The 20,851-nt window shown below is 71.9% G+C and carries 18 protein-coding genes and 2 pseudogenes; 9 read left to right on the forward strand and 11 right to left on the reverse strand.

Annotated features, from left to right (window positions below; translation table 11 throughout):
* The coding region (locus tag FPZ47_RS16005; protein ID WP_144955314.1) for a PE family protein at nucleotides 1-415 on the reverse strand (415 nt) is incomplete at its 3' end.
* A 156-nt stretch (nucleotides 416-571) separates the two neighbouring features.
* Here FPZ47_RS16005 and FPZ47_RS29525 point away from each other — a divergent pair.
* A pseudogene (locus FPZ47_RS29525) lies at nucleotides 572-696 on the forward strand (adenosine deaminase); the annotation flags it as partial.
* A 35-nt stretch (nucleotides 697-731) separates the two neighbouring features.
* Here FPZ47_RS29525 and FPZ47_RS16010 read toward each other — a convergent pair.
* A complete protein-coding gene (locus tag FPZ47_RS16010) occupies nucleotides 732-1,751 on the reverse strand; it encodes a PAS domain-containing protein (RefSeq protein WP_144955308.1) in 1,020 nt (339 codons plus the stop codon).
* Nucleotides 1,752-1,854: 103 nt separating this feature from the next.
* On the opposite strand from FPZ47_RS16010, the gene FPZ47_RS16015 reads away from it, so the two are divergent.
* Complete coding sequence (locus tag FPZ47_RS16015) at nucleotides 1,855-2,862, forward strand: VWA domain-containing protein (protein WP_144955306.1); 1,008 nt, start codon at nucleotides 1,855-1,857, stop codon at nucleotides 2,860-2,862.
* Between the two features lie 4 nt (nucleotides 2,863-2,866).
* On the opposite strand, the gene FPZ47_RS16020 is transcribed toward FPZ47_RS16015, so the two are convergent.
* The 3 genes from FPZ47_RS16020 to FPZ47_RS16030 are packed head-to-tail and all read right to left on the reverse strand — an operon-like array spanning nucleotide 2,867 to nucleotide 6,126.
* Nucleotides 2,867-3,850 carry a VWA domain-containing protein gene (locus FPZ47_RS16020; RefSeq protein ID WP_144955304.1) on the reverse strand — a complete coding sequence of 328 codons (984 nt, stop codon included), beginning with the start codon at nucleotides 3,848-3,850 and terminating at the stop codon, nucleotides 2,867-2,869.
* A gap of 55 nt (nucleotides 3,851-3,905) precedes the next feature.
* Nucleotides 3,906-5,219, reverse strand: a complete 1,314-nt coding sequence (satS, locus tag FPZ47_RS16025; RefSeq protein ID WP_144955301.1) for a protein export chaperone SatS — start codon at nucleotides 5,217-5,219, stop codon at nucleotides 3,906-3,908.
* Nucleotides 5,220-5,256: 37 nt separating this feature from the next.
* Nucleotides 5,257-6,126, reverse strand: a complete 870-nt coding sequence (locus FPZ47_RS16030; protein ID WP_144955311.1) for an alkaline phosphatase family protein — start codon at nucleotides 6,124-6,126, stop codon at nucleotides 5,257-5,259.
* A gap of 171 nt (nucleotides 6,127-6,297) precedes the next feature.
* On the opposite strand from FPZ47_RS16030, the gene upp reads away from it, so the two are divergent.
* Complete coding sequence (gene upp, locus FPZ47_RS16035; RefSeq protein WP_144955298.1) at nucleotides 6,298-6,921, forward strand: uracil phosphoribosyltransferase; 624 nt, start codon at nucleotides 6,298-6,300, stop codon at nucleotides 6,919-6,921.
* Here the strand turns inward: upp and FPZ47_RS16040 are convergent.
* The 4 genes from FPZ47_RS16040 to FPZ47_RS16055 all read right to left on the reverse strand — a co-directional run bounded on the left by FPZ47_RS16040 (nucleotide 6,918) and on the right by FPZ47_RS16055 (nucleotide 11,763).
* On the reverse strand, nucleotides 6,918-8,504 hold the full coding sequence (locus FPZ47_RS16040; RefSeq protein ID WP_144955296.1) for a phospho-sugar mutase: 1,587 nt from the start codon (nucleotides 8,502-8,504) through the stop codon (nucleotides 6,918-6,920). The genes upp and FPZ47_RS16040 overlap by 4 nt on opposite strands.
* Complete coding sequence (locus FPZ47_RS16045; protein WP_144955293.1) at nucleotides 8,505-9,311, reverse strand: purine-nucleoside phosphorylase; 807 nt, start codon at nucleotides 9,309-9,311, stop codon at nucleotides 8,505-8,507.
* 11 nt (nucleotides 9,312-9,322) lie between these two features.
* Complete coding sequence (locus FPZ47_RS16050; protein ID WP_144955290.1) at nucleotides 9,323-9,670, reverse strand: hypothetical protein; 348 nt, start codon at nucleotides 9,668-9,670, stop codon at nucleotides 9,323-9,325.
* A 173-nt stretch (nucleotides 9,671-9,843) separates the two neighbouring features.
* The gene (locus tag FPZ47_RS16055) at nucleotides 9,844-11,763 is read right to left on the reverse strand and encodes a PPE family protein (RefSeq protein ID WP_246859856.1); all 1,920 of its coding nucleotides are present in this window, start codon (nucleotides 11,761-11,763) and stop codon (nucleotides 9,844-9,846) included.
* Nucleotides 11,764-11,980: 217 nt separating this feature from the next.
* Here FPZ47_RS16055 and FPZ47_RS16060 point away from each other — a divergent pair, with 217 nt between their 5' ends.
* Genes FPZ47_RS16060 through FPZ47_RS16070 form a run of 3 tightly spaced genes read left to right on the forward strand, consistent with a single transcriptional unit; the run spans nucleotide 11,981 to nucleotide 15,029 of the window.
* Nucleotides 11,981-12,643, forward strand: coding sequence for a cutinase family protein (locus FPZ47_RS16060; RefSeq protein WP_144955288.1), 663 nt, complete (start codon nucleotides 11,981-11,983; stop codon nucleotides 12,641-12,643).
* Nucleotides 12,644-12,678: 35 nt separating this feature from the next.
* The gene (locus tag FPZ47_RS16065) at nucleotides 12,679-13,863 is read left to right on the forward strand and encodes an amidohydrolase (RefSeq protein ID WP_144955285.1); all 1,185 of its coding nucleotides are present in this window, start codon (nucleotides 12,679-12,681) and stop codon (nucleotides 13,861-13,863) included.
* Nucleotides 13,860-15,029 (forward strand): amidohydrolase, encoded by a 1,170-nt coding sequence (locus tag FPZ47_RS16070; RefSeq protein WP_144955282.1) that lies wholly within the window; start codon nucleotides 13,860-13,862, stop codon nucleotides 15,027-15,029. The genes FPZ47_RS16065 and FPZ47_RS16070 overlap by 4 nt, the downstream gene beginning before the upstream one ends.
* 59 nt (nucleotides 15,030-15,088) lie before the next feature.
* Here the strand turns inward: FPZ47_RS16070 and FPZ47_RS16075 are convergent.
* Both FPZ47_RS16075 and FPZ47_RS16080 read right to left on the reverse strand, forming a co-directional pair.
* Nucleotides 15,089-15,780 (reverse strand): annotated as a pseudogene (locus tag FPZ47_RS16075) (hypothetical protein); the annotation flags it as partial.
* Between the two features lie 164 nt (nucleotides 15,781-15,944).
* Nucleotides 15,945-16,424 (reverse strand): gamma-glutamylcyclotransferase family protein, encoded by a 480-nt coding sequence (locus tag FPZ47_RS16080; protein ID WP_145039500.1) that lies wholly within the window; start codon nucleotides 16,422-16,424, stop codon nucleotides 15,945-15,947.
* A gap of 112 nt (nucleotides 16,425-16,536) precedes the next feature.
* On the opposite strand from FPZ47_RS16080, the gene FPZ47_RS16085 reads away from it, so the two are divergent.
* The 3 genes from FPZ47_RS16085 (at nucleotide 16,537) to FPZ47_RS16095 (ending at nucleotide 20,666) form a co-directional block, all read left to right on the forward strand.
* Entirely contained in the window at nucleotides 16,537-17,952 is a 1,416-nt protein-coding gene (locus tag FPZ47_RS16085) for an NAD(P)H-quinone dehydrogenase (protein ID WP_144952948.1), read from the forward strand.
* Between the two features lie 96 nt (nucleotides 17,953-18,048).
* Nucleotides 18,049-19,803, forward strand: coding sequence for a glycerol-3-phosphate dehydrogenase/oxidase (locus FPZ47_RS16090; protein ID WP_144952945.1), 1,755 nt, complete (start codon nucleotides 18,049-18,051; stop codon nucleotides 19,801-19,803).
* Nucleotides 19,800-20,666, forward strand: coding sequence for a pseudouridine synthase (locus FPZ47_RS16095; protein ID WP_210419920.1), 867 nt, complete (start codon nucleotides 19,800-19,802; stop codon nucleotides 20,664-20,666). Before FPZ47_RS16090 ends, FPZ47_RS16095 begins: the two co-directional genes overlap by 4 nt.
* Nucleotides 20,667-20,851 lie beyond the last annotated feature (185 nt).

Here is a 20,851-nt window from a genome sequence, read left to right on the forward strand (position 1 = left end):
CCGCCCCACCGTTTTGCCCCGACCCCGGCGCTGCGTTGGCGCCGTTGCCGATCAACGGACGCCCAAACTGCGCCAAAAACGGCGCATTAACCGCCGCCAACACATTCTGTTCGGCGACCTGCAAGAGATTCGCGCTGGCAGCCTCGGTCCCGGCATACGACACCGCGCCGGCGCTCAAGGCCCGCACAAACTCCTGATGAAACACCGCCGCTCGGGCACCCAGCAGCTGACACTGCGCGGCGTGCTCGGAAAACAAGGCCGCGATCCCCACCGACACCTCATCCTGGGCGGCGGCCAGCATCCCAGTGGTCGGAGCCGCCGCGGCGGCCCGCGCCTGGGTGATGGCAGCGCCGACACCAGCTAACTGCGTCGCCGAGGCGCCCACCACATCCGGTACCACACTGACAAACGACATCGGCAGCTTTCCTGTCGGCTCCGACAACCCCATGCACACCAAGCATGATCGCAGTCACCCACCGTTGTCTACGCACCCCAGGCGCTATTGGCCGATCACCTCGACGGCGGGCTGCGCCCGTCGACCGTGATCGACATCGCCGGCCAGACGGGCTACCACGGGTGGAGCGACTGGAGCGGTTCACCATCAACGCGATGAAGTCGGCGTTCATCCCGTTCGACCAGCGCCTGGCGATCATCGACGAGGTGATCAAGCCCCGGTATGCGGTGCTGATCGGCTGAGTGCCGGTGGGCTGGGTGCCGACCGGCTGGGCGGCTCAGACGGCCTGCGACTTGCGCAGCAGCTCGGCCGGGGTCGGCAGCCGCAGGCAGATCAGCCCCGCGTAGTTGTCGTCGAGCAGATGCACGCGGTAGATGGTGCTGTGCACCACCGTCCACCCGCCGCCGTTGGCGCGCAGCCGCAGCAGGCCTTCGGCCGGCCCCTCGGCGAACTGCTGCTTCATCGAGCGCAGCACGGAGTGGTCGTCGGGATGCACCAGCGGTTGCCCGGTCGTCTGGCCGCGCCAGTCGCAGTGGGGAAACGGCGGGTCGAGCCACTTGAGCAGGTTCCACGTCCGCAGGTCGACCAGGGCCCGGTGGATGCCCTCCTGCGCCATGTCCCGCAGGATGTGCCGGGCGAGGTCGTTGTCGGGCACCGGCTCCTCGCGGTCGGGGACGCGCCAGTTCATGGCGCGGCAGACCAGGTGTTCGGTGCCGTCCACCTGGCGCTCGATGCGGGCGCGGGCGACGAAGCTCACCCGGATCCGCTCGCCGCCGTGGCTGGTGGTGTCCCACGTGCTGCAGTAGGTGTCCCCGGGTTTGCAGCTCATCGTCAGCGCGAGCACCTGGGTCTCGTCCTGATTGATGTGGCCGATCGGCAGGTCCGCGGCGAACGGGCGGCCGTCGGTTTGCTCGACGGCCAGGTCGAGGCCGGAGTTGGCCAGCGCCTGGGGCGTGTCACTCGCCGTGCCCGTCGTGATATTCCATGCCACCGCCCCGGGTAGCGGCCGTTCCGCCGGGCGGGCGGTCCGCGGCCCGGCCCACAGCTGGACGCCGTGCACGTGACCGTCGTTCATCACCACGGCCTCGGTTCGTACCACGGTCTTGCCGTCGGCCGTGTCGCGACTGACGCCCTGGCGTTTGTTGACCGTCTCGTCGACGGCCGCCGTGATCGCCGCGAGGTGCGGGTTTCGCCGCAGGAAGACGCGCAGGGGCACGAATTTTCGCAGCGCATGGCCCTGCGCGACGACGACGGGCCCGTCGCCGACCATCTCCAGCAGCAGCCACTCGCGATTCACGAGTGGGGATCATACGAGGGCGTGCGCACCGGCGTTGCCGAAATCGGCGGACCGTGCGCCGCCCGGACTTGACGGCGGACGGCGCCGGCACCACGTTGGTGAGGTGAAGTTGCCTTGGTTGGGTCCGGTGTCGCTCACCGGCTTCCAGAACGCGTGGTTCTTCCTGTTCCTGCTGATCGTGTTGCTGGTGGTCGGCGCCTACGTCGCCCAGCAGTTCGCCCGCCGCCGGCGGGTGCTGCGTTTCGCCAACATGGAGGTGCTCGAGCGGGTCGCCCCGCCGCGCCCGAGCCGGTGGCGGCACGTGCCGACGATCCTGCTGGCCACGTCGCTGGTGCTGCTGACCACCGCGATGGCCGGCCCGACGTCGGATGTGCGGATCCCGCTCAACCGCGCGGTGGTGATGCTGGTCATCGACGTCTCGGAGTCCATGGACGCCACCGACGTCGCGCCGACCCGGTTGGCCGCCGCCAAGGTGGCGGGCAAGCAGTTCGCCGACGAGCTGACGCCGGCCATCAACCTCGGACTGGTCGAGTTCGCGGCCAATGCCACGCTGCTGGTCGCGCCGACCACCAACCGGGCCGCCGTGAAGTCGGCGATCGACCGTTTGGTGCCGGCTCCGAAAACCGCGACGGGAGAAGGGATTTTCACCGCGATGCAGGCGATCGCGACGGTCGGTGCGGTGCTGGGCGGCGGCGACGGCCCCCCGCCGGCGCGCATCGTGCTGGAATCCGACGGCGCCGAGAACGTCCCGCTGGACCCCAACGCCCCGCAGGGGGCCTTCACCGCGGCGCGCGCCGCGAAATCGCAGGGCATCGAGATATCGACGATCTCCTTCGGCACGCCCGACGGCACCGTCGAATACCAGGGCGCCACCATCCCCGTCCCGGTCGACGACCAGACGCTGCAGAAGATCTGCGAGATCACCGGCGGTCAGTCGTTCCACGCCGACAGCCTGGAATCCCTCAAGCGGGTCTATGAGACGCTGCAGCGCCAGATCGGCTACCAGACCGTCAAGGGCGACGCGAGCCTGCCGTGGATGCTGCTGGGCGCGCTGGTCCTGGGCGGCGCCGTGCTGGCCGGTCTGCTGCTGAACCGCAGGCTGCCGTCCTGAGCCCTCAGGCGGGCAGGCGCCGGTTGATCAACAACGCCAGCGTGGCGGCGAGCACGGCGGTCAGGACGCCCAGGCGCAGCCACCCGGCGCTGCCGGGGCCGGCCACGGTGCGGTACCCGATCTCGTTCTCGATGTTGTCGTAGCTCTTCTCGAGCTCGCCGATGTTGGTGGCGGTGTAGTACTGGCCGCCGGAGAGCCGGGCGATCGTCTTCATCTGGTCCGGCTTGACCGGCACCGCGACCCGCACCCCGTCCAGGTCGATCTCGCCGGTCGGTGTCCCGAACGCGATCGTCGAGACCGGCACCCCCTGGTCCTTGGCCAGGCGCGCGGCCGTGTAGGCACCGTCGTGCGGGTCCTGGGGGTCGGACGGCTTGTTCTCGGCGCCGTCGGACAGCAGGATGATCCGGGCCGGCGGGGGCGAGTCGCCCCCGGTGACGTCGGTGGCCCCGATCGCGTGCAGGGCGGTGAAGATGGCCTCGCCGGTGGCGGTGCCGTCGCCGAACTCCAGCTTCTTGAGGGCGTCGACCGTCGCCTGGTGCTGCGGGGTGGGGGGCACCAGCAGGTAGGGGGTTCCGGCGAATCCGACCAGCCCCAGGTTGACGCCCGGGGTCAGCTGCGCCGCGAACTGGCCGGCCGCCTGCTCGGCGGCCTTGAGCCGGTTGGGCTCGACGTCGGTGGCCTTCATGGACTGCGACATGTCGACGACGAGCATGATGACCGCGCGGTTGCGCGGTATGCGCATGTCATGGGTGGGGTTGGCCAGCGCGACGGTCAGCAGGGCCAGGCTGAGCAGCGACACGGCGATCGGGAGGTGCCGCCACGGCGGCTGCGGCACCTGCGCCTCGGTGAACCGGCGCAGCCGGCGCCCGCGGCGGGACTGGACGAGTACGTACACGGCCAGCAGCGCCAGCGGAACCAGGCCGAACAGCAACAGGACCGGGCGCTGGAATCCGTACAGGGGCAACGGGCCGACCCCGGGAAGCGACACCCGCCAGTAAAGAGGACTCCGGTAGGCCCGTCAAACCACGGCGGCCGTACGCGCCCTACTCGCGCCTGAGCCGCCCGTCGACGAATTGTTCGAGCTTCTCCCATTCGCGCACCGCCGCGGCGTACGGCGGGCCGGGCCTGTTCACCGAACCGGGCTCGAGCACGCAGGCCACCAGCTTGCCCAACGGCCGGTCCGGCTCCAGCGCCCTGTCCACCGTCGGGTCCTCGGAGTAGTCCCCGATGTCGCGGAGCAACTCGACGGCCAGGTCGAGCTGGTCGCGGTCCACGGCGTCCGGCCCGTCGGCCAGGTCGTCGGCCAGCCCGCTGAGCACGTAGACGTTGTCGTCGGTGACCTCGACGGCCAGCGAGCCGTCGGTCGCGGCGGTGCGGATGTCGTCGTAGGTGCTCAGGTCCGACAGGTCGTGGTCGTGCTCGTCGGCCAGGTAGCGGGCCAGGGCCCGCTCGGAGGTGAACACGCTGATCCGCCCGTTGCGCCCGAGGAAGACCGGCTCGTCGTCGAGGTAGCAGCGCAGGGTGTAGAAGGTGCCGGAACTCATCATGATCCGGATCGGGTCGATGCCGACCTGAATCCAGAAGTCCTTGTCGCCGCCCAGCACGACGGTGTCGCCGGGCGCGTGCGCCTCCTCGTCCGCGGTTTCGTCGGTCTCCGGATCCTGGTCGGCGGCGTGGCTCTCGGTGGTCTCGGTGGTCTCGGTGGTCTCGGTGCTCTCGGTGCTCTCGGTGCTCTCGGGGGTGTCCGACTCTTCCTCGGGCTCCTCGGCCAGCTCCTCGGCGGCCTCGGCCGACAGCGCGGCGGCGACCTCGGGGCCGGTGATGATCCCCTCGATCGCGGTGAGCACGTCGTCCCAGCCCCGCCCGATGATCTCGGCGATGAGGTTCCAGCGTTTGTGTCCGGCCCTGCCGGTGAAGTTCTCGATCCCGCCGGTGACAGTGCCCAGGCTCGGGTTGCCGTTGAAGAACTTCGACACCGCCGGCAGCTCACACACCGATCCGAGCGACGACGCGATCGCCAGCGCGCTCGCCACCGCGGCCACCGACGCCTCGGTCGGCTTCTCGGCGACCAGCTCCTCCACGGCGACCAGGTCGAACCGCCCGTCCTCGGCGGGGTCGAGTGCCCGCGCGTGCGCCGAGGTCAGGTCCTTCCATGCCGGGTGGTCGACCAGGTCGTTGTCGGTGTCGGAACGCACGAACGCGACCAGGTCGGCCACGGACTCGAAGGCGAACAGGTCCTCGTCCTTGCCCAGGAACGCCTCCCATTCGTCGCCGGCGTCGCGCCAGCGGGGCGCCCACACGGTGTAGCGGTCGCCGATGGACAGGCTCAGGCGGATGGGCACGAGGTCAGCAGCCATGCGGCACACAATAGCGACGGCGCCGGGGCGTTCGGGTTCAGCCCGCCCAGATGTCGGTGATCACCGGGGCGTTCGCGGCATAGCCGGTCTTGGGCAGCCCGTACATCTGCTCCAGCGTCGACAGCACGTTGTAGTGGCTGATCTGCTCGCCGTAGGTGCCGGGCCGCACGTGCGCGCCGTAGAACACCGTCGGGATCCGGTTGCGGCTGGAGTTGTCGTCCTCGTCCCAGGTCACGATCAGCAGGCTGTTGTTGGCCGCCGCCCAGTTGGCGTAGCCCGTCAGGTTGCGGTTGAGCCAGGCGTCGGCCTGCGGGATGGAGCCGTCGTGCATGTTGTGGTCGTTGTCGGGGATGACGAACGACACCGTCGGCAGGGCGGCGTAGTTGCCCATCGGGAACGCCGAGAACGGCAGGGATGTGGTGGGCGGCACGTTGGTGAAGTCGGCCCAGGGCACGTGCTTGCGCGCGTACTTGCCCGCGCTGCACACCGGTGAGCCGACCGCGGGCAGCCCCTCGGAGAATCCGGCGAACGTGTGACCGGCGGCCAGCAGTTCGGACGCCAGGTTGGGGGCCGCGCCGGCGTTGACCGGGCACGCGTCCGTGGTCACCCCGAACGTGCTGCCGGCGAACAGCGCCAGGTAGTTCGGCTCGCTGGGGTGGGTCTCGGCGAAGGACGCGGCCATGTTCGCGCCGCCCGCGGCCAGGGCGTTGATGAACGGCGCCGCCTTGTTGCCGATGATGTTGTCCAGGGCGCGGTTCTCCTCGATCACGACGACCACGTGCGCCGGTTGCGGGACGCCGGCCGCCGCCAGACCCACCCGCAAAGACGCCGGGGGCGCCGGGGTCGGCGGGGTGACCAGCGGCCCCGCCAGCGCCAGCGCCGCCGTCACGGCCAGCGCCGCCGTCATGGCCGGCGCGAAGGCTCGACATGCCTTGCCCCGCAGCGTTCCCTGACCCCGCACCCGGGGAGTATATGGGCGCTCACGGGTCCGCGGCGCGACGCGGGCAAGCGTGTCAACCGGATCGGGCGCAATCGTTATCGCAATCGCTATCGCAATCGTTGTATAGGGTCAGATGCCGTGGACGTGCACATCGTGGATCACCCGCTGGCCCTGGCCCGGCTGACCACGTTGCGCGACAAGCACACCGGCAACGCCGCATTCCGGGCCGCGCTGGCAGACCTGACGGTGATGCTGGTCTATGAGGCCACCCGCGACGCGCCCCGCGAGACCTTCCCGATCCACACCCCGCTGGCCCAAACCCTCGGCGTGCGGCCGGCCGGCACGCCGCTGCTGGTGCCGGTGCTGCGCGCCGGGCTGGGCATGCTCGACCGGGCGCTGGCGCTGCTGCCGGAGGCCCAGGTCGGGTTCGTCGGGGTCGCCCGCGACGAGGAAACCCACCGCGCGACCGGGTATCTGGAGTCGCTGCCCGGCGACCTGACCGGCCGGGCGGTGATGGTTCTCGACCCGATGCTGGCCACGGGCGGGTCGGTGCGACACACCATCGGCCTGCTGCACCGCCGCGGCGCCACCGCGATCACCGTGTTGTGTGTGGTGGCCGCGCCGGAAGGCGTTGCAGCACTGGAGAAGACGGCACCCGACGCGCGGCTGTTCACCGTGGCCGTCGACGACGGCCTCAACGAGATCGCCTACATCGTGCCGGGTCTCGGCGACGCGGGCGACCGCCAGTACGGGCCCCGCTAACCCCACCTGCCGACCTGTTCGACCAGCTCGTTGCGCAGCGCGCGGGCCCGCTCCCGGGCAGCGGCCAACTCGCCGCCCGCCGCGCAGCGAACCTCGATGTAGCACTTCAGCTTCGGCTCGGTGCCCGACGGGCGCACCACCACGCGGGCCGACGCCGCAGCGTCGCCGCCGGTGAAGATCAGCGCGTCGGTGACGTCGGTGACGGTCGCGGTGAACCCGGCCAGCCGGGCCGGCGGGTCCGCCCGCAACCGGTCCATGAGCCGGGCGGCCTCGTCGGCGCCGGCGAGGCGGCGCGACACCGCCGCGACGTCGTGCACGCCGTGCCGCCGGGCCAGCTCGTCGAGCAGGTCGGGCACCGAGCGGCCTTGGTCGTGCAGCGCGGCCACCAGGTCGCACACCAGGACGGCGGCGCTGATGCCGTCCTTGTCGCGCACCGCGTCGGGGTCGACGCAGTACCCGATCGCCTCCTCGTAGGCGTACACCAGGGTGCCGCCGGGCACCTGCGAGTCGGCGCGCGCCAGCCACTTGAAGCCGGTGGGGGTTTCGACGTGCACCGCGCCGTGGTGCGCGGCGATCGCCGGCAGCATCCGCGAGGACACCAGCGAGCTGGCCACGACGGCGGTGCGCGGCTGCTCGGCATGCGACAGGATGTAATCGCCGAGCAGCCAGCCGGTTTCGTCGCCGGACAGCGTCCGCCACCCCGTCGGCGCCGGGACGGCGACCGCGCACCGGTCGGCGTCGGGGTCCAGCGCGATCGCGACGTCGGCGCCGACGTCGGCGGCCAGGGCCAGCAGGGCATCGGTGGCGCCGGGCTCTTCGGGGTTCGGGAACGCGACGGTGGGGAAGTCGGGGTCCGGCGCGAACTGGGCGCCGACGGTGTGCACGCGGTCGAACCCGGCGCGGCGCAGCGTCTCGACGGCCACCGCGCCGCCCACGCCGTGCAGCGCGGTCAGCGCCACCCGCACCGAACCGGCGGCGCGCCGCAGGGCGGCGGCCCGCTCGATATAGCGCTCGACCAGGTCCGTGTGCGCGGGCGCCACCGGGGTGCGGGCGATCTCGTCGGCCGGCGGGGCGCCGGCCATCGCGGACTCGATCGCGCGGTCGGTGGGGGAGACGATCTGGATGCCGCCGTCGACGTAGACCTTGTAGCCGTTGTCGGTCGCCGGGTTGTGGGAGGCCGTGATCTGTACCCCGGCGGCGGCGCCGGTGCGCCGCACCGCGAACGCGACCACCGGCGTGGGCACGGGCCCCGGCCAGAGTAGTACCGGAAATCCGTGTGCCGCAAGTACTTCGGCTGTCACCGTGGCGAAGACGGCCGAGCCGTGCCGGGCGTCGCGCCCGACGATCACCGGCGAACCGGCGCGGCCGCCGGCGGCGAGCACCCGCGCCAGTGCCCAGCTGGCGCGCGAGACCACCGCGACGTTCATCGCGTCGGGCCCGCCGCGCACCGGGCCGCGCAGGCCCGCGGTGCCGAACACCAGCGGGCGGGCGAACCGCGCGGCGAGTTCGCCGGGGCCGCAGGCGGCGAGCTCGGCGGCCGTGGCCGGGTCGGGGTCGTGGGCGATCCACTCCTCGGGCGTCATCTACAACCGGGCCATCACGCCGGCCAGCAGGGCGCCCATCCGGCGCGCCGAGGCGGCCCCGGCGGCGAGCACCTCGGCGTGGCTGAGCGGCTCGGCGCCGATCCCGGCGGCCAGGTTGGTCACCAGCGACACGCCCAGCACCTCGGCGCCGGCCGCGCGGGCCGCGATGGTCTCGTGCACCGTCGACATGCCCACCAGGTCGGCGCCCAGGGTCCGCAGCATCCGGATCTCCGCCGGCGTCTCGTAGTGGGGGCCCGGCACGCAGGCGTACACGCCCTCGGTCAGCCCCGGGTCGGCGTCGCGGGCGAGCCGGCGCAGCCGCATCGCATAGGCGTCGGTCAGGTCCACGAACTGCGGACCGGTCAGCGGCGACCGCGCGGTCAGGTTGAGGTGGTCGCTGATCAGCACCGGCCGGCCCACGGTGATGCCCGGGCGCAGCCCGCCGGCCGCGTTGGTCAGCACCACGATCCGCGCGCCCGCCGCGCAGGCCGCCCGCACCGGGTGCACGACGTGGCGCAGGTCATGGCCCTCGTAGGCGTGCACGCGGCCGACCAGCACCAGCACCCGGTGCCCGCCGACCGGCACCGACAACAGCTCACCGCTGTGCCCGGCGGCGCTGGGCGGGCGGAACCCGGGCACCTCGGCCTGGGGGAGCGTGGCGGTGGCGGCGCCCAGCGCGGCGGCCGCCGAGGACCATCCGGAGCCGAGGACGACGGCGACGTCGTGCTCGGCGACCCCGGTGCGCTCGGCGATGAAATACCCCGCCCGCCGGGCGAGTTCGTCGGCGTCGGTCGCGGCGTCGCTCACAGTGGGCGAGCCTAGCCCGCCGGCGCCGTCCCACCCGGCAATCGGGGCCCGACCTCGTCGATGTAGTAGTGGCGGGGGGCGTTGTCGCGTTCCAGCGCCGAGCGGCACGTCAGCGCGTCGGCCTGGGTCGCGAACGGTCCCGCCAGGACCGAACACACGTCGTCCCAGAAAAAGCCGTCGAGCACGTACCACCCGGGTTGCAGGCCGGCGATGTGCCGCTCGATCATCGCCATGCGGTGTTGTGTCGAGCGCTCCGCCTCGAGCCCATTTCCTGCCACGGTCTTCTCCGGTGTTCTCCCAATGCCCTCCTCCGGCGAACTCGCGTCACGCCGGGTCGGCATCACCCACGTGGCAAACATAGTGTCATGCAAACGACGACCTAGCATACCTTATGTCTATAAATCAGCGGAAAAAGATACCGAATGTGATCACCAAGCCGGTCCGCGCCCACCAACGGACAATCCGCAGTCGGATTGCTGACGAGCGCCGATACAGCGGCGGCTGGCAGGCTACGGAGTATGAAGGCGGGGCGTCACAGCCCGAACAGGCCCGATTGCCCGTCCCCCGGGTTGAACCAGCCCGAGCTCGAGGCGCCCAGGTTCGCGAAACCCGAACTGAGCCCGCTGCCGACGACGAAGAAGCCCGCGTTGCCGCCCGCGGCCCCGCCACCCGCGTCTCCGACGCCGACGTTGTTGGCCCCGGTGTTGAAGAAGCCGGTGTCGCCCCCTATCGGGCCGTTGTTGACGAAGCCGGTGTTCTGTCCCAGGGCGCTGGTGTTGAAGAAGCCGGTGTTCCACGTGTCTTGACCCGGGAGGTCTGCCGAGTTGAAGAAGCCGGAATTGAGGTTGCCGCCGGTGTTGAAGAAGCCCGACGTGCCGGTCCCGGTGTTGCCGAAGCCCGAGCTGGCCACCGATTGGGTGACCGAACTGCCCACGCCGGTGTTCACGCTGCCCGCGTCGAACAGGCCCGTGTTGGTGTTGCCCGAGTTCGCGATCCCGGTGTTGAAGTTGCCCGCGTTGTCGAAGCCGGTGTTCCAGTAGCCCGAGTTGAAGCTGCCCGTGTTACTGCCGCCCGAGTTGAAGTTGCCCGTGTTCCCATAGCCCGCGTTCGCCATGCCCATGTCGTTGAAGCCCCCGTTCCCGAAGCCGACGTTCACCCCATCGCCCGCGAGCGCGTTGTAGCCCGCGTTGCCGATGCCGGTGTCGCCGCCGCCGGAGTTGCCGACGCCGGTGGCAATCTGGCCGGAGTTGAACCAGCCGGTATCGGTGAGGCCGGAGTTGCCGATGCCGAAGCTGCCGTTGCCGGAGTTGAAGAACCCGATGTCGTTGTTGCCGGAGTTGCCGAAGCCGATGTCGTTGCTTCCGGAGTTCAAGCCGCCGAAACCGATCTGGTTGTTGCCGGTGAGCCCGAAGCCGATGTCGCCGGTGCCGCTGTTGCCGAAGCCGATGTTGCCGCTGCCGGTGTTGCCGAAACCCCAGTTGCTGTTGCCGCTGTTGCCGATGCCGACGTTGCCGAAGCCCGCGGTGCCCCCGGCCCCGGAGTTTCCGGCGCCGATGTTCCCGCCGCCGACGTTGCCGATGCCGATGTTGTTGACGCCGAGGTTGCCCAGGCCGATGTTGCCGATCCCCGCCGTGGTATCGAGGCCGGCGTTGCCGAAGCCGATGTTGTAGTTGCCGAGGTTTCCGCCGCCGATGTTGAAGCTCGACGTGACCCCGTAATACGAGCTCCCGTTGCCGAAGCCCAGGTTGGTGCTGCCAAAGTTCCCGGCGCCGAAGTTGTGGGTGCCGATGTTGGCGCTGCCGAGGTTCTGGGAGCCGATGTTGGCGTTGCCCAGGTTCAGGTTGCCGGTGTTGCCGTTGCCCAGGTTCAGCCCGCCCAGGTTGCCGATCCCCAGGTTGACATTGGGCAGGCCCAACTGGGCCGTCGTGCCCTGCAGCGCGGCCTGGACCGACAACAACTGCGTGGCCGCGGCCGACGCGCCGGCGTGATAGCCCGTCATGGCGGCCACGTCCTGGGCCCAGAGTTGTTCGTAGTGCGCCTCCACGGCGGCGATCGCCGGGGCGTTCTGACCGAACAGGTTCGAGGTCACCAGCGACACCAGCCGGCCGCGGTTTGCCGCGATCACGCCCGGGTGCGCGGTCGCGGCAAACGCCGCCTCGAACGCCGACGCCGCCGCCTGGGCCTGGGCGGCCGCCGACTGTGCGTGCGCGGCGGCGGTGCTGAGCCAGCCCGCATACGGTGTGGCCGCGGCCGCCATCGCCGTGGCGGCAGGGCCCTGCCAGGCCTCACTCGACAGCCCCGAGGTCACCGCCGAAAAAGACGACGCCGCGGCTTGCAATTCTTCGGCCAGCCCATCCCAGGCCGCCGCCGCGGCCAGCATCGGGCCGGGGCCGGCGCCGGTGTAGAGCAACGCCGAATTGATCTCCGGGGGCCACACCAAGAAACTCGCCACTGACGGTTCCCATCTCGGCGGAGCCCTGGTGGTGGCCGGCCGCCGTCGCCGCCCCCGCGCCAACGTGACTGCTGACAAAACGCCGGTTCGACGCTAACAAGTCAGCGCGCGCCACGTCGTTATCGACACGAACAATCACCGGGTTTCTTCTGCGGGCGCGAGCACCGGCAGCGCCTGGCGTCGATGGCCAACCCCGGCATATGTCAAGATCTCCCGCATGGGTTTTCGTAGCCGGCCCGTCATCGGCCCGGCCGTCGCCGTGGTGGTTTCGGCGGCGGCGTTCACGGGTTCCGCGCCGTCCGCACGAGCCGACGGGTGTGCCGACGTCCAGCTGATCTTCGCCCGCGGCACGGCCGAACCGCCCGGCCTGGGGGCCGTGGGCGATGCGCTGCTGGCCGCCCTGCGGCCCGCGCTCGGCTCGCGCAGCGTCGACAGCTATGCGGTGAACTACCCGGCCAGCTACAACTTCCTGACCGCTGCCGACGGCGCCAACGACGCACGCGACCACATCGCCGAGATGACCGGCCAGTGCCCGTCGACGAAGCTGGTGCTCGGCGGCTTCTCACAGGGCGCGTCCGCGGTCTCGATGCTGGCGGGGGTGCCGCCCGTCGGCCAGCTCATCGGCGACTTGGGATCGGCTCCCGCGTTGGATCCCGATCTGGCGGGCAAGGTGAGGGCGGTCGCGGTGTTCGGCAATCCGGGCAACCGCTTCAACACGCCTCTGTCGACCACGGGGGAGTTCGCCGGCCGCGCCATCGACCTGTGCAGCCCCGGCGATCCCGTCTGTGTCGTCGGCGGTCGGGACCGGGATGCGCACCACGACTACTCGGTGCCGCCCTACCCCGGCGAGGCGGCGGCATTCATCGCCCGACTGGTCTAACGGTCGCCGCAACGCGGCGGTGAGATACTGCGAGAATGCCCACCGCCACCGCCCCTGACCACGTCGAGGACATCGTGCGGCGCCGTGGCGCCGACCTCGTCGAGCTGTCCCACGCCATCCACGCCGAGCCCGAGCTCGCCTTCGCCGAGCATCGCAGCTGCGCCAAGGCGCAGGCGCTGGTCGCCGAGCGCGGTTTCGAGATCACCGCGCCCGCCGGTCGTTTGGACACCGCGTTTCGCGCCGACTTCGGCAGCGGCCCGCTGGTGGTCGGCGTCTGCGCGGAATACGACGCGCTGCCCGAGATCGGGCACGCGTGCGGACACAACATCATCGCGGCGTCCGCGGTGGGCACCGCCCTGGCGCTGGCCGAGGTGGCCGACGAGCTCGGTCTGACGGTGGCGCTGCTGGGAACGCCGGCCGAGGAGGCCGGCGGCGGCAAGGCGCTGCTGCTGGAGGCGGGGGCCTTCGACGACGTCGCGGTGGCGGTGATGGCCCACCCCGGCCCATCCGACATCGCCGCGGCGCGGTCGCTGGCGCTGTCCGAGGTGATCGTGAGCTACCGGGGCAAGGAGTCGCACGCGGCCGTCGCCCCCTATCTGGGGGTCAACGCCGCCGACGCGGTGACCGTCGCGCAGGTGGCCGTCGCGGTGCTGCGCCAGCAGCTCGCCCCGGGCCAGCTGGTGCACGGGATCGTGACCGACGGCGGCCAGGCTGTCAACGTGATTCCCGGGCGTGCGGCGATGCAATACGCGATGCGGGCGGCCGAGTCGGAGTCGCTGCGAGAGCTGGAGGGCAGGATGTTCGCGTGCTTTGCCGCCGGCGCGCTGGCCGCCGGCTGCGACCACGAGATCAACCGGCCCGCACCGCCCTACGCCGAACTCAAACCCGACCGCTGGCTGGCCGAGGTGTGCCGGGAGGAGATGCGCAGGCTCGGGCGCGAGCCGGTGGCCCCCGAGGTGGAGGCGGCGCTGCCGATGGGCAGCACCGACATGGGCAACGTGACGCAGGTGTTGCCGGGGATCCATCCCGTGGTCGGCGTCGACGCCGGCGGCGCCACCGTGCACCAGCGCGCCTTCGCCGCGGCCGCCGCGGGGCCCAGCGCCGACCGCGCCGTCGTCGAGGCCGCGATCATGCTGGCACGCACCGTGGTCCGCCTGGCCGAGAGCCCCGCAGAGCGCGACCGGGTGCTGGCGGCCCGCGAACGCCGGGCCGACTCGTGAGCCTGGGTGACGTCGCCGAGTCCTGGCTGGCCGGACACGCCGACAAGCTGGTCGACTGGCGCCGGCACATCCACCGGCATCCGGAGCTGGGCCGCCAGGAGTACGCCACCACGCAGTTCGTTGCCGAACGGCTGGCCGAGGCGGGTTTGAACCCGAAGGTGCTGCCCGGCGGCACCGGGCTGACGTGCGACATCGGTCCCGAGCATGCGCCGCGGATCGCGCTGCGGGCCGACATGGACGCGCTGCCCATGGCCGAGCGGACCGGCGCACCGTACGCCTCGCGGATGCCCAACGTCGCGCACGCCTGCGGCCACGACGCGCACACCGCGATCCTGCTGGGCACCGCGCAGGCGCTGGCGTCGGCGCCCGAGCTGCCGGTGGGCGTGCGGTTCATCTTCCAGGCCGCCGAGGAGCTGATGCCCGGCGGCGCCATCGACGCCATCGCGGCCGGGGCGCTGGCCGGCGTGACCCGGATCTTCGCCCTGCACTGCGACCCGCACCTGGCGGTCGGGAAGGTGGCGGTGCGGCCGGGCCCCATCACGTCGGCGGCCGACTCGATCGAGATCACGCTGCATTCGCCGGGCGGGCACACGTCGCGTCCGCACCTCACCGCCGACCTGGTCTACGGGCTGGGCACCCTGATCACCGGCCTGCCCGGGGTGCTGTCGCGCCGCCTCGACCCGCGCAACGGCACGGTGCTGGTGTGGGGCGCGGTGAACGCGGGTGTGGCCGCCAACGCCATCCCGCAGTCGGGGGTGCTGTCGGGCACCGTTCGCACCGCCAGCCGGCAGACGTGGGTGTCCCTCGAGGGGATCATCCGCGCGGCCGTCACCGCGCTGCTGTCGCCGTTGGGGGTCGAGCACACCATGCGCTACAACCGCGGCGTGCCGCCGGTGGTCAACGAGGAGGTCGCGACGCACATCCTCACGCACGCGATCGAGGCCGTCGGCCCCGACGTGCTGGCCGACACCCGGCAGTCCGGCGGGGGTGAGGACTTCTCCTGGTACCTGGAGGAGATCTCGGGCGCGATGGCGCGACTGGGCGTGTGGTCGGGCGAGGGCGCGCAGCTGGACCTGCACCAGCCGACCTTCGACATCGACGAGCGGGCCCTGGCGATCGGCGTGCGCGTGATGGTCAACATCATCGAGCAGGCGGCGTTGATCTAGCCCGCGAGCGAGCGCGTCCGTACGACGACACGCCGTCATGCGCGGCATTTTGCGCACCCTCACGCCGCCCGCCGCAGCTGCGTGTCGAGCCTGCGGACGAGTTCGGCGGGCCGGCGTCTGACGTCTTCGGCGATGATGGGCACGATCGACCACCCCACCTCCTGCAGCGCCGACGAGCGGCGGCGGTCGCGGACCAAGGTCTCCGGCCCGCTGTGCCAGTCGAGGCCGTCGTACTCGGCGCTGACGCGCAGGTCGGGCCAGGCGAAGTCGAGCCGCCAGGTGCGGCCCCGCAGGTCCACGACCTCGTATTGCGGCAGGGCGGCGGCAGCCCGCCGTCGATCATGACCAGGCGCGCTTCGCTCTTCATCGGCGACTCGGCCAGCGGCGAGGCCACCGCGGCCAACTCCCGAACGGCCACGACACCACGACGGCCGGCCTGCAGGACCACGGCCCGCTCGAGTTCGCCGCGGCCGCACGCGCCGCTGCGCAGCGCGGCGTCCAGGGTCGCCAGCGCCCGGGGCCGACGCAGCCCGCGGGCGACCTCGATCGCCGTCCACGCGGGCGCGGTGACCGGCCGTCCGCCGGCCAGCGTCAGCGGCGCGCCGTCGCGCCGGTGCACGACCGGGCCGTCGGCCGACCGTAGTTGCCGCCCGCCCGGATTCAGCACGTGCACGTCGGCGGTGCGTTTGGTGTCGAAGCCGTGGGCGGCGGCCGCGGTGCCCAGGCACGCCGCGACCGTGGTGCCGGCCGCCCTGCGCGTCGAGCAGCCGGCCGAGCTCCGCGTGCATGTCGGCTATGGTCGGGGCGGCGCGCACAGCCCGCAATTCACTCCGCCGAGCGTGCGCGAAATGCCGGCCGACGCGGCGTGTCGTCGTACGGACACGCACGCTCGCGGGGCAGAGGGCCCCCGGGGGGCTAGGCGCCGGTGCCGGGGCCGATGTTGCGGGCCGGGCGGGTACGCAGGTCATGCACGTAATCTGCCGGGGCGCCGGCGATTTCGGCGGCGTCGGCCATCACGCCCAGATAGCGCGCCGACGGCAGGCCGCCCTCCCAGGCGTCGAGCACGTACAGCCACGCCAGCACGGGGGCGGTGTCGGTATCCGACGAGATGCGCTCCACGCGGCACCGGATCTTCTTGTGGACGCCGAACTCGGAGCCCTCCCACCGGTCGAGGTTTTGCTCGTCGGCCGGTGTCATGTCGTAGAGGACGACGAACACGCGTGAGCCCGGATCCTCGACGACGGTGGCCAGCGCACCCTCCCAGCCGATGTCCTCGCCGCCGAAGGTCAACCGCCACCCGTGCAGCCACCCCGTCCCGGCCATCGGCGAGTGCGGCGCGCGCTCCAGCATCTGCTCGGGATCCATGTTCGACCCGTAAGCGGCGTAGAGCGGCACGGGGAAAGCTTAAACGCCACACTCTCGCGCGCTGTTCACCCGATCGTTTTGTGGGGTTTGATCGCACCGGCGTGCGCTGCGGCGGGCGTGCCCGGCAAGCTAGGTTAGGGCTGTGGTGACCCGCATCGTGATCCTCGGTGGCGGCCCGGCCGGTTACGAAGCCGCCCTGGTCGCCGCCACCTCGCACCCCGACTCGGCGCATGTCACCGTGATCGACTCCGAGGGGATCGGCGGGGCGGCCGTGCTGGACGACTGCGTGCCGTCCAAGACGTTCATCGCCTCCACCGGGCTGCGCACCGAGCTGCGCCGGGCCCCGCACCTGGGCTTCGACATCGACATCGACGACGCCAAGATCTCGCTGCGACAGATCCACCGAAGGGTCAAGCGGTTGGCGGCCGAGCAGTCGGCCGATGTCGATGCACAGCTGCGCGGCGTGGGGGTGCAGGTGGTGGCCGGCCGGGGCGAGCTGGTCGACCCCACCCCGGGAATGGCACGCCACCGCATCAAGGCCACCGGGCCTGACGGCTCCACCAGCGAGTACGACGCCGACGTCGTGCTGATCGCGACCGGCGCCAGCCCGCGGATCCTGCCGTCGGCCCAGCCCGACGACGAGCGCATCCTGACCTGGCGCCAGCTCTACGATCTGGAGGCGCTGCCCGAACATCTGATCGTCGTGGGTTCGGGGGTCACCGGCGCGGAGTTCGCCAACGCCTACACCGAGCTGGGCGTGCCGGTGACGGTGGTGGCCAGCCAGGACCGCGTGCTGCCCTACGAGGACGCCGACGCCGCGCTGGTACTCGAGGACGTGTTCGCCGAGCGGGGCGTGCGGCTGGTCAAGAACGCCCGGGCCGAATCGGTCACCCGCACCGCAACGGGGGTGCTGGTCACCCTCAAGGACGGGCGCACCGTCGAGGGCAGCCACGCGCTGATGACCATCGGGTCGGTGCCCAACACCGGCGGCCTCGGCCTCGAGCGCGTCGGCATCGAGCTCGGCCGGGGCAACTACATCCCGGTGGACCGGGTCTCGCGCACGTCGGTGCCGGGCATCTACGCCGCCGGCGACTGCACCGGCCTGCTGCCGCTGGCCTCGGTCGCGGCCATGCAGGGGCGGATCGCGATGTATCACGCGCTCGGCGAGGGCGTCACCCCGATCCGGCTGCGCACGGTGGCGGCGACGATCTTCACCCGGCCGGAGATCGCCGCGGTCGGCGTGCCGCAGCGGTTGATCGACGACGGTTCGGTGACCGCCCGCACCATCATGCTGCCGCTGCACACCAACGCCCGGGCGAAGATGTCGGGGCTGCAGAAGGGTTTCGTCAAGATCTTCTGCCGGCGCTCCACCGGCGTGGTGATCGGCGGGGTGGTGGTGGCGCCGATCGCCTCCGAGCTGATCCTGCCGATCGCGGTCGCGGTGACCAACCGCATCACGGTCAACGAGTTTGCGCAGACGCTCGCCGTGTACCCGTCGTTGTCCGGCTCGATCACCGAGGCCGCCCGCCGGCTGATGGCCCACGACGATCTGGACTAGCGACGATCTGGACGGGAAGGCCGACTGACGCGAGCCCGGCGGACTAGCCTTTGACGAGCACACCTACCGACGAGTAACCGACAGGAGCCCGCAGCCGTGAGTGATCCGTTGCGCACGCCCGGCGAGCTCAGCTCGCCGGCCTCCGAGCTGGGACCGCGGCAGCGCGGTACCGCCTGGAAACGGCTGGGCGACGAGCAGTTCGACGTGGTGGTGATCGGCGGCGGCGTGGTGGGTTCCGGGTGTGCGCTGGACGCCGCCACGCGCGGGCTCAAGGTGGCGCAGGTGGAGGCGCGCGACTTCGCGTCGGGCACGTCGAGCCGCTCGTCGAAGATGTTCCACGGCGGGCTGCGCTACCTCGAGCAACTGGAGTTCGGGCTGGTGCGCGAGGCGCTCTACGAGCGGGAGCTGTCGTTGACCACGCTGGCGCCGCACCTGGTCAAGCCGCTGCCGTTCCTGTTCCCGCTGACCATCCGCTGGTGGGAGCGGCCCTACGTCGCCGCGGGCATCTTCCTCTACGACCGGATGGGCGGCGCGAAATCGGTTCCGGCGCAAAAGCATCTGACCCGCGCCGGTGCCCTGCGGCTGAGCCCCGGCCTGAAGCGCAGCGCGCTGGTCGGTGGCATCCGCTACTACGACACCGTCGTCGACGACGCCCGGCACACCATGACGGTGGCCCGCACCGCCGCGCACTACGGGGCGGTCGTGCGCTGTTCCACGCAGGTGGTGGCGCTGCTGCGGGAGGGCGACCGGGTGACCGGCGTGCGGGTCCGCGACACCGAGGACGGCAGCACCACCGAGGTCCGCGGTCACGTCGTGATCAACGCCACCGGGGTGTGGACCGACGAGATCCAGGGGCTGTCCAAGCAGCGCGGGCGGTTCCAGGTGCGCGCGTCCAAGGGCGTGCACATCGTCGTGCCGCGCGACCGGATCGTCAGCGACGTCGCGATCATCCTGCGCACCGAGAAGTCGGTGATGTTCGTCATCCCGTGGGGCAGCCATTGGATCATCGGCACCACCGACACCGACTGGGACCTCGACCTCGCGCACCCCGCCGCCACCAAGGCCGACATCGACTACATCCTCGGCACCGTCAACACCGTGCTGGCCACCCCGCTGACGCACGCCGACATCGACGGCGTCTACGCGGGGCTGCGGCCGCTGCTGGCCGGCGAAAGCGAGGAGACCTCCAAGCTGTCCCGCGAGCACGCCGTCGCCGTGCCCGCGCCCGGCCTGGTGGCCATCGCCGGCGGCAAGTACACCACCTACCGGGTGATGGCCGCCGACGCCGTCGACGCCGCGGTCCAGTTCGTGCCGGCCCGGGTGGCGCCGTCGATCACCGCCAAGGTGAGCCTGCTGGGCGCCGACGGCTACTTCGCGCTGGTCAACCAGGCCGAACACGTCGGCGCCCTGCGCGGCCTGCACCCGTACCGGGTGCGCCACCTGCTGGACCGCTACGGCTCGCTGATCGGTGACGTCCTGGACCTGGCCGCCGACGACCCCGGCCTGCTCGACCCGATCAAGGAGGCCGCGGGCTACCTGAAGGTGGAGGCCCGCTACGCCGCCGCCGCCGAGGGCGCCCTGCACCTGGAGGACGTCCTGGCGCGCCGGACGCGGATCTCCATCGAATACGCGCACCGGGGCGTCGACTGCGCCCGCGAGGTGGCCGACGTGGTGGCGCCGGTGCTGGGATGGAGCGCCGAGGACGTCGAGCGCGAGGTCGCCAACTACGCCGCGCGGGTGGAGGCCGAGGTCCTCTCGCAGGCCCAGCCCGACGACGTGTCGGCCGACGAACTGCGGGCCAGCGCACCGGAGGCCCGCGCCGAGCTCCTCGAGCCGGTGCCCCTCACGTGAGGCCCGCGAGGCCGCCGCCGCTTCCGGTGCGCGACGGGCTCGGCCCGGCCCGGGTGCGGCTGCGTGGCGGCCCGGTGCTGGCCGAGCTGGCCGAGCGGTTCGGCGAGCAGGCCCGCGCGAAGGTGCTGTCCGGCGAGGTCGTCGACGCCGACGGCGTGGCGGTCGACGCGGCCACCGTGCTGCCGTGCGGGGCCAGCGTCTACCTCTACCGCGAGCTGCCCGACGAGGTGCCGGTGCCCTTCGAGATCCCGGTGCTGTACTCCGGCGCCGACCTCGTCGTGGTCGACAAGCCGCATTTCCTGGCCACCATGCCGCGGGGGCGGCACGTCGCGCAGACCGCCCTGGTGCGGCTGCGCCGGGACCTGGGTCTGCCCGAGCTCAGCCCCGCCCACCGGTTGGACCGGTTGACCGCCGGGGTTGTGCTGTTCACCGCGCGGCGCGAGCTGCGCGGCGCCTACCAGTCGCTGTTCGCCCGCGGCCTGGTGCGCAAGACCTATCTGGCGCGCGCGGCCGTCGATCCGGCGCTGGAGCTGCCGCGCGTCGTGCGCAGCCGGATCGTCAAGCGGCGCGGGCGGCTGCAGGCGTGCTGCGAGCCCGGCGTCCCCAACGCCGAGACGCTGGTGGAGCTGGTGTCCGACGGCCTCTACCGGCTGACGCCGCGCACCGGGCGCACCCACCAGCTGCGGGTGCACATGGCCTCGCTGGGGATTCCGATCCTGGGGGATCCGTTGTATCCCGACGTCGTCGACGTCGCTCCCGACGACTTCGGCGCGCCGCTGCGGCTGCTGGCCCGCCGGATCGAGTTCGACGATCCGCTCACCGGGGTGCGCCGCGAGTTCGTCAGCGGCCGGCCGGCGCCCTGAGTTCGCCGCGGTCGTCCACGGCCCCGTGAGGGCCCCCGGGTCGGGTCTCGGACGAGCGCGCGAACGTCGTCCCCCGAGGGGGGCGGTGTCCGGGCGCCGCGCCGCCGACGACCGCGACGACGCGTTGCCGATCACCACCGCACGCGGCCACAGCCGTCAAACCCGTCCAGCACCCCGAACCCGCC

This window comes from Mycobacterium helveticum (assembly GCF_007714205.1).
Taxonomy (GTDB): Bacteria; Actinomycetota; Actinomycetes; order Mycobacteriales; family Mycobacteriaceae; genus Mycobacterium; species Mycobacterium helveticum.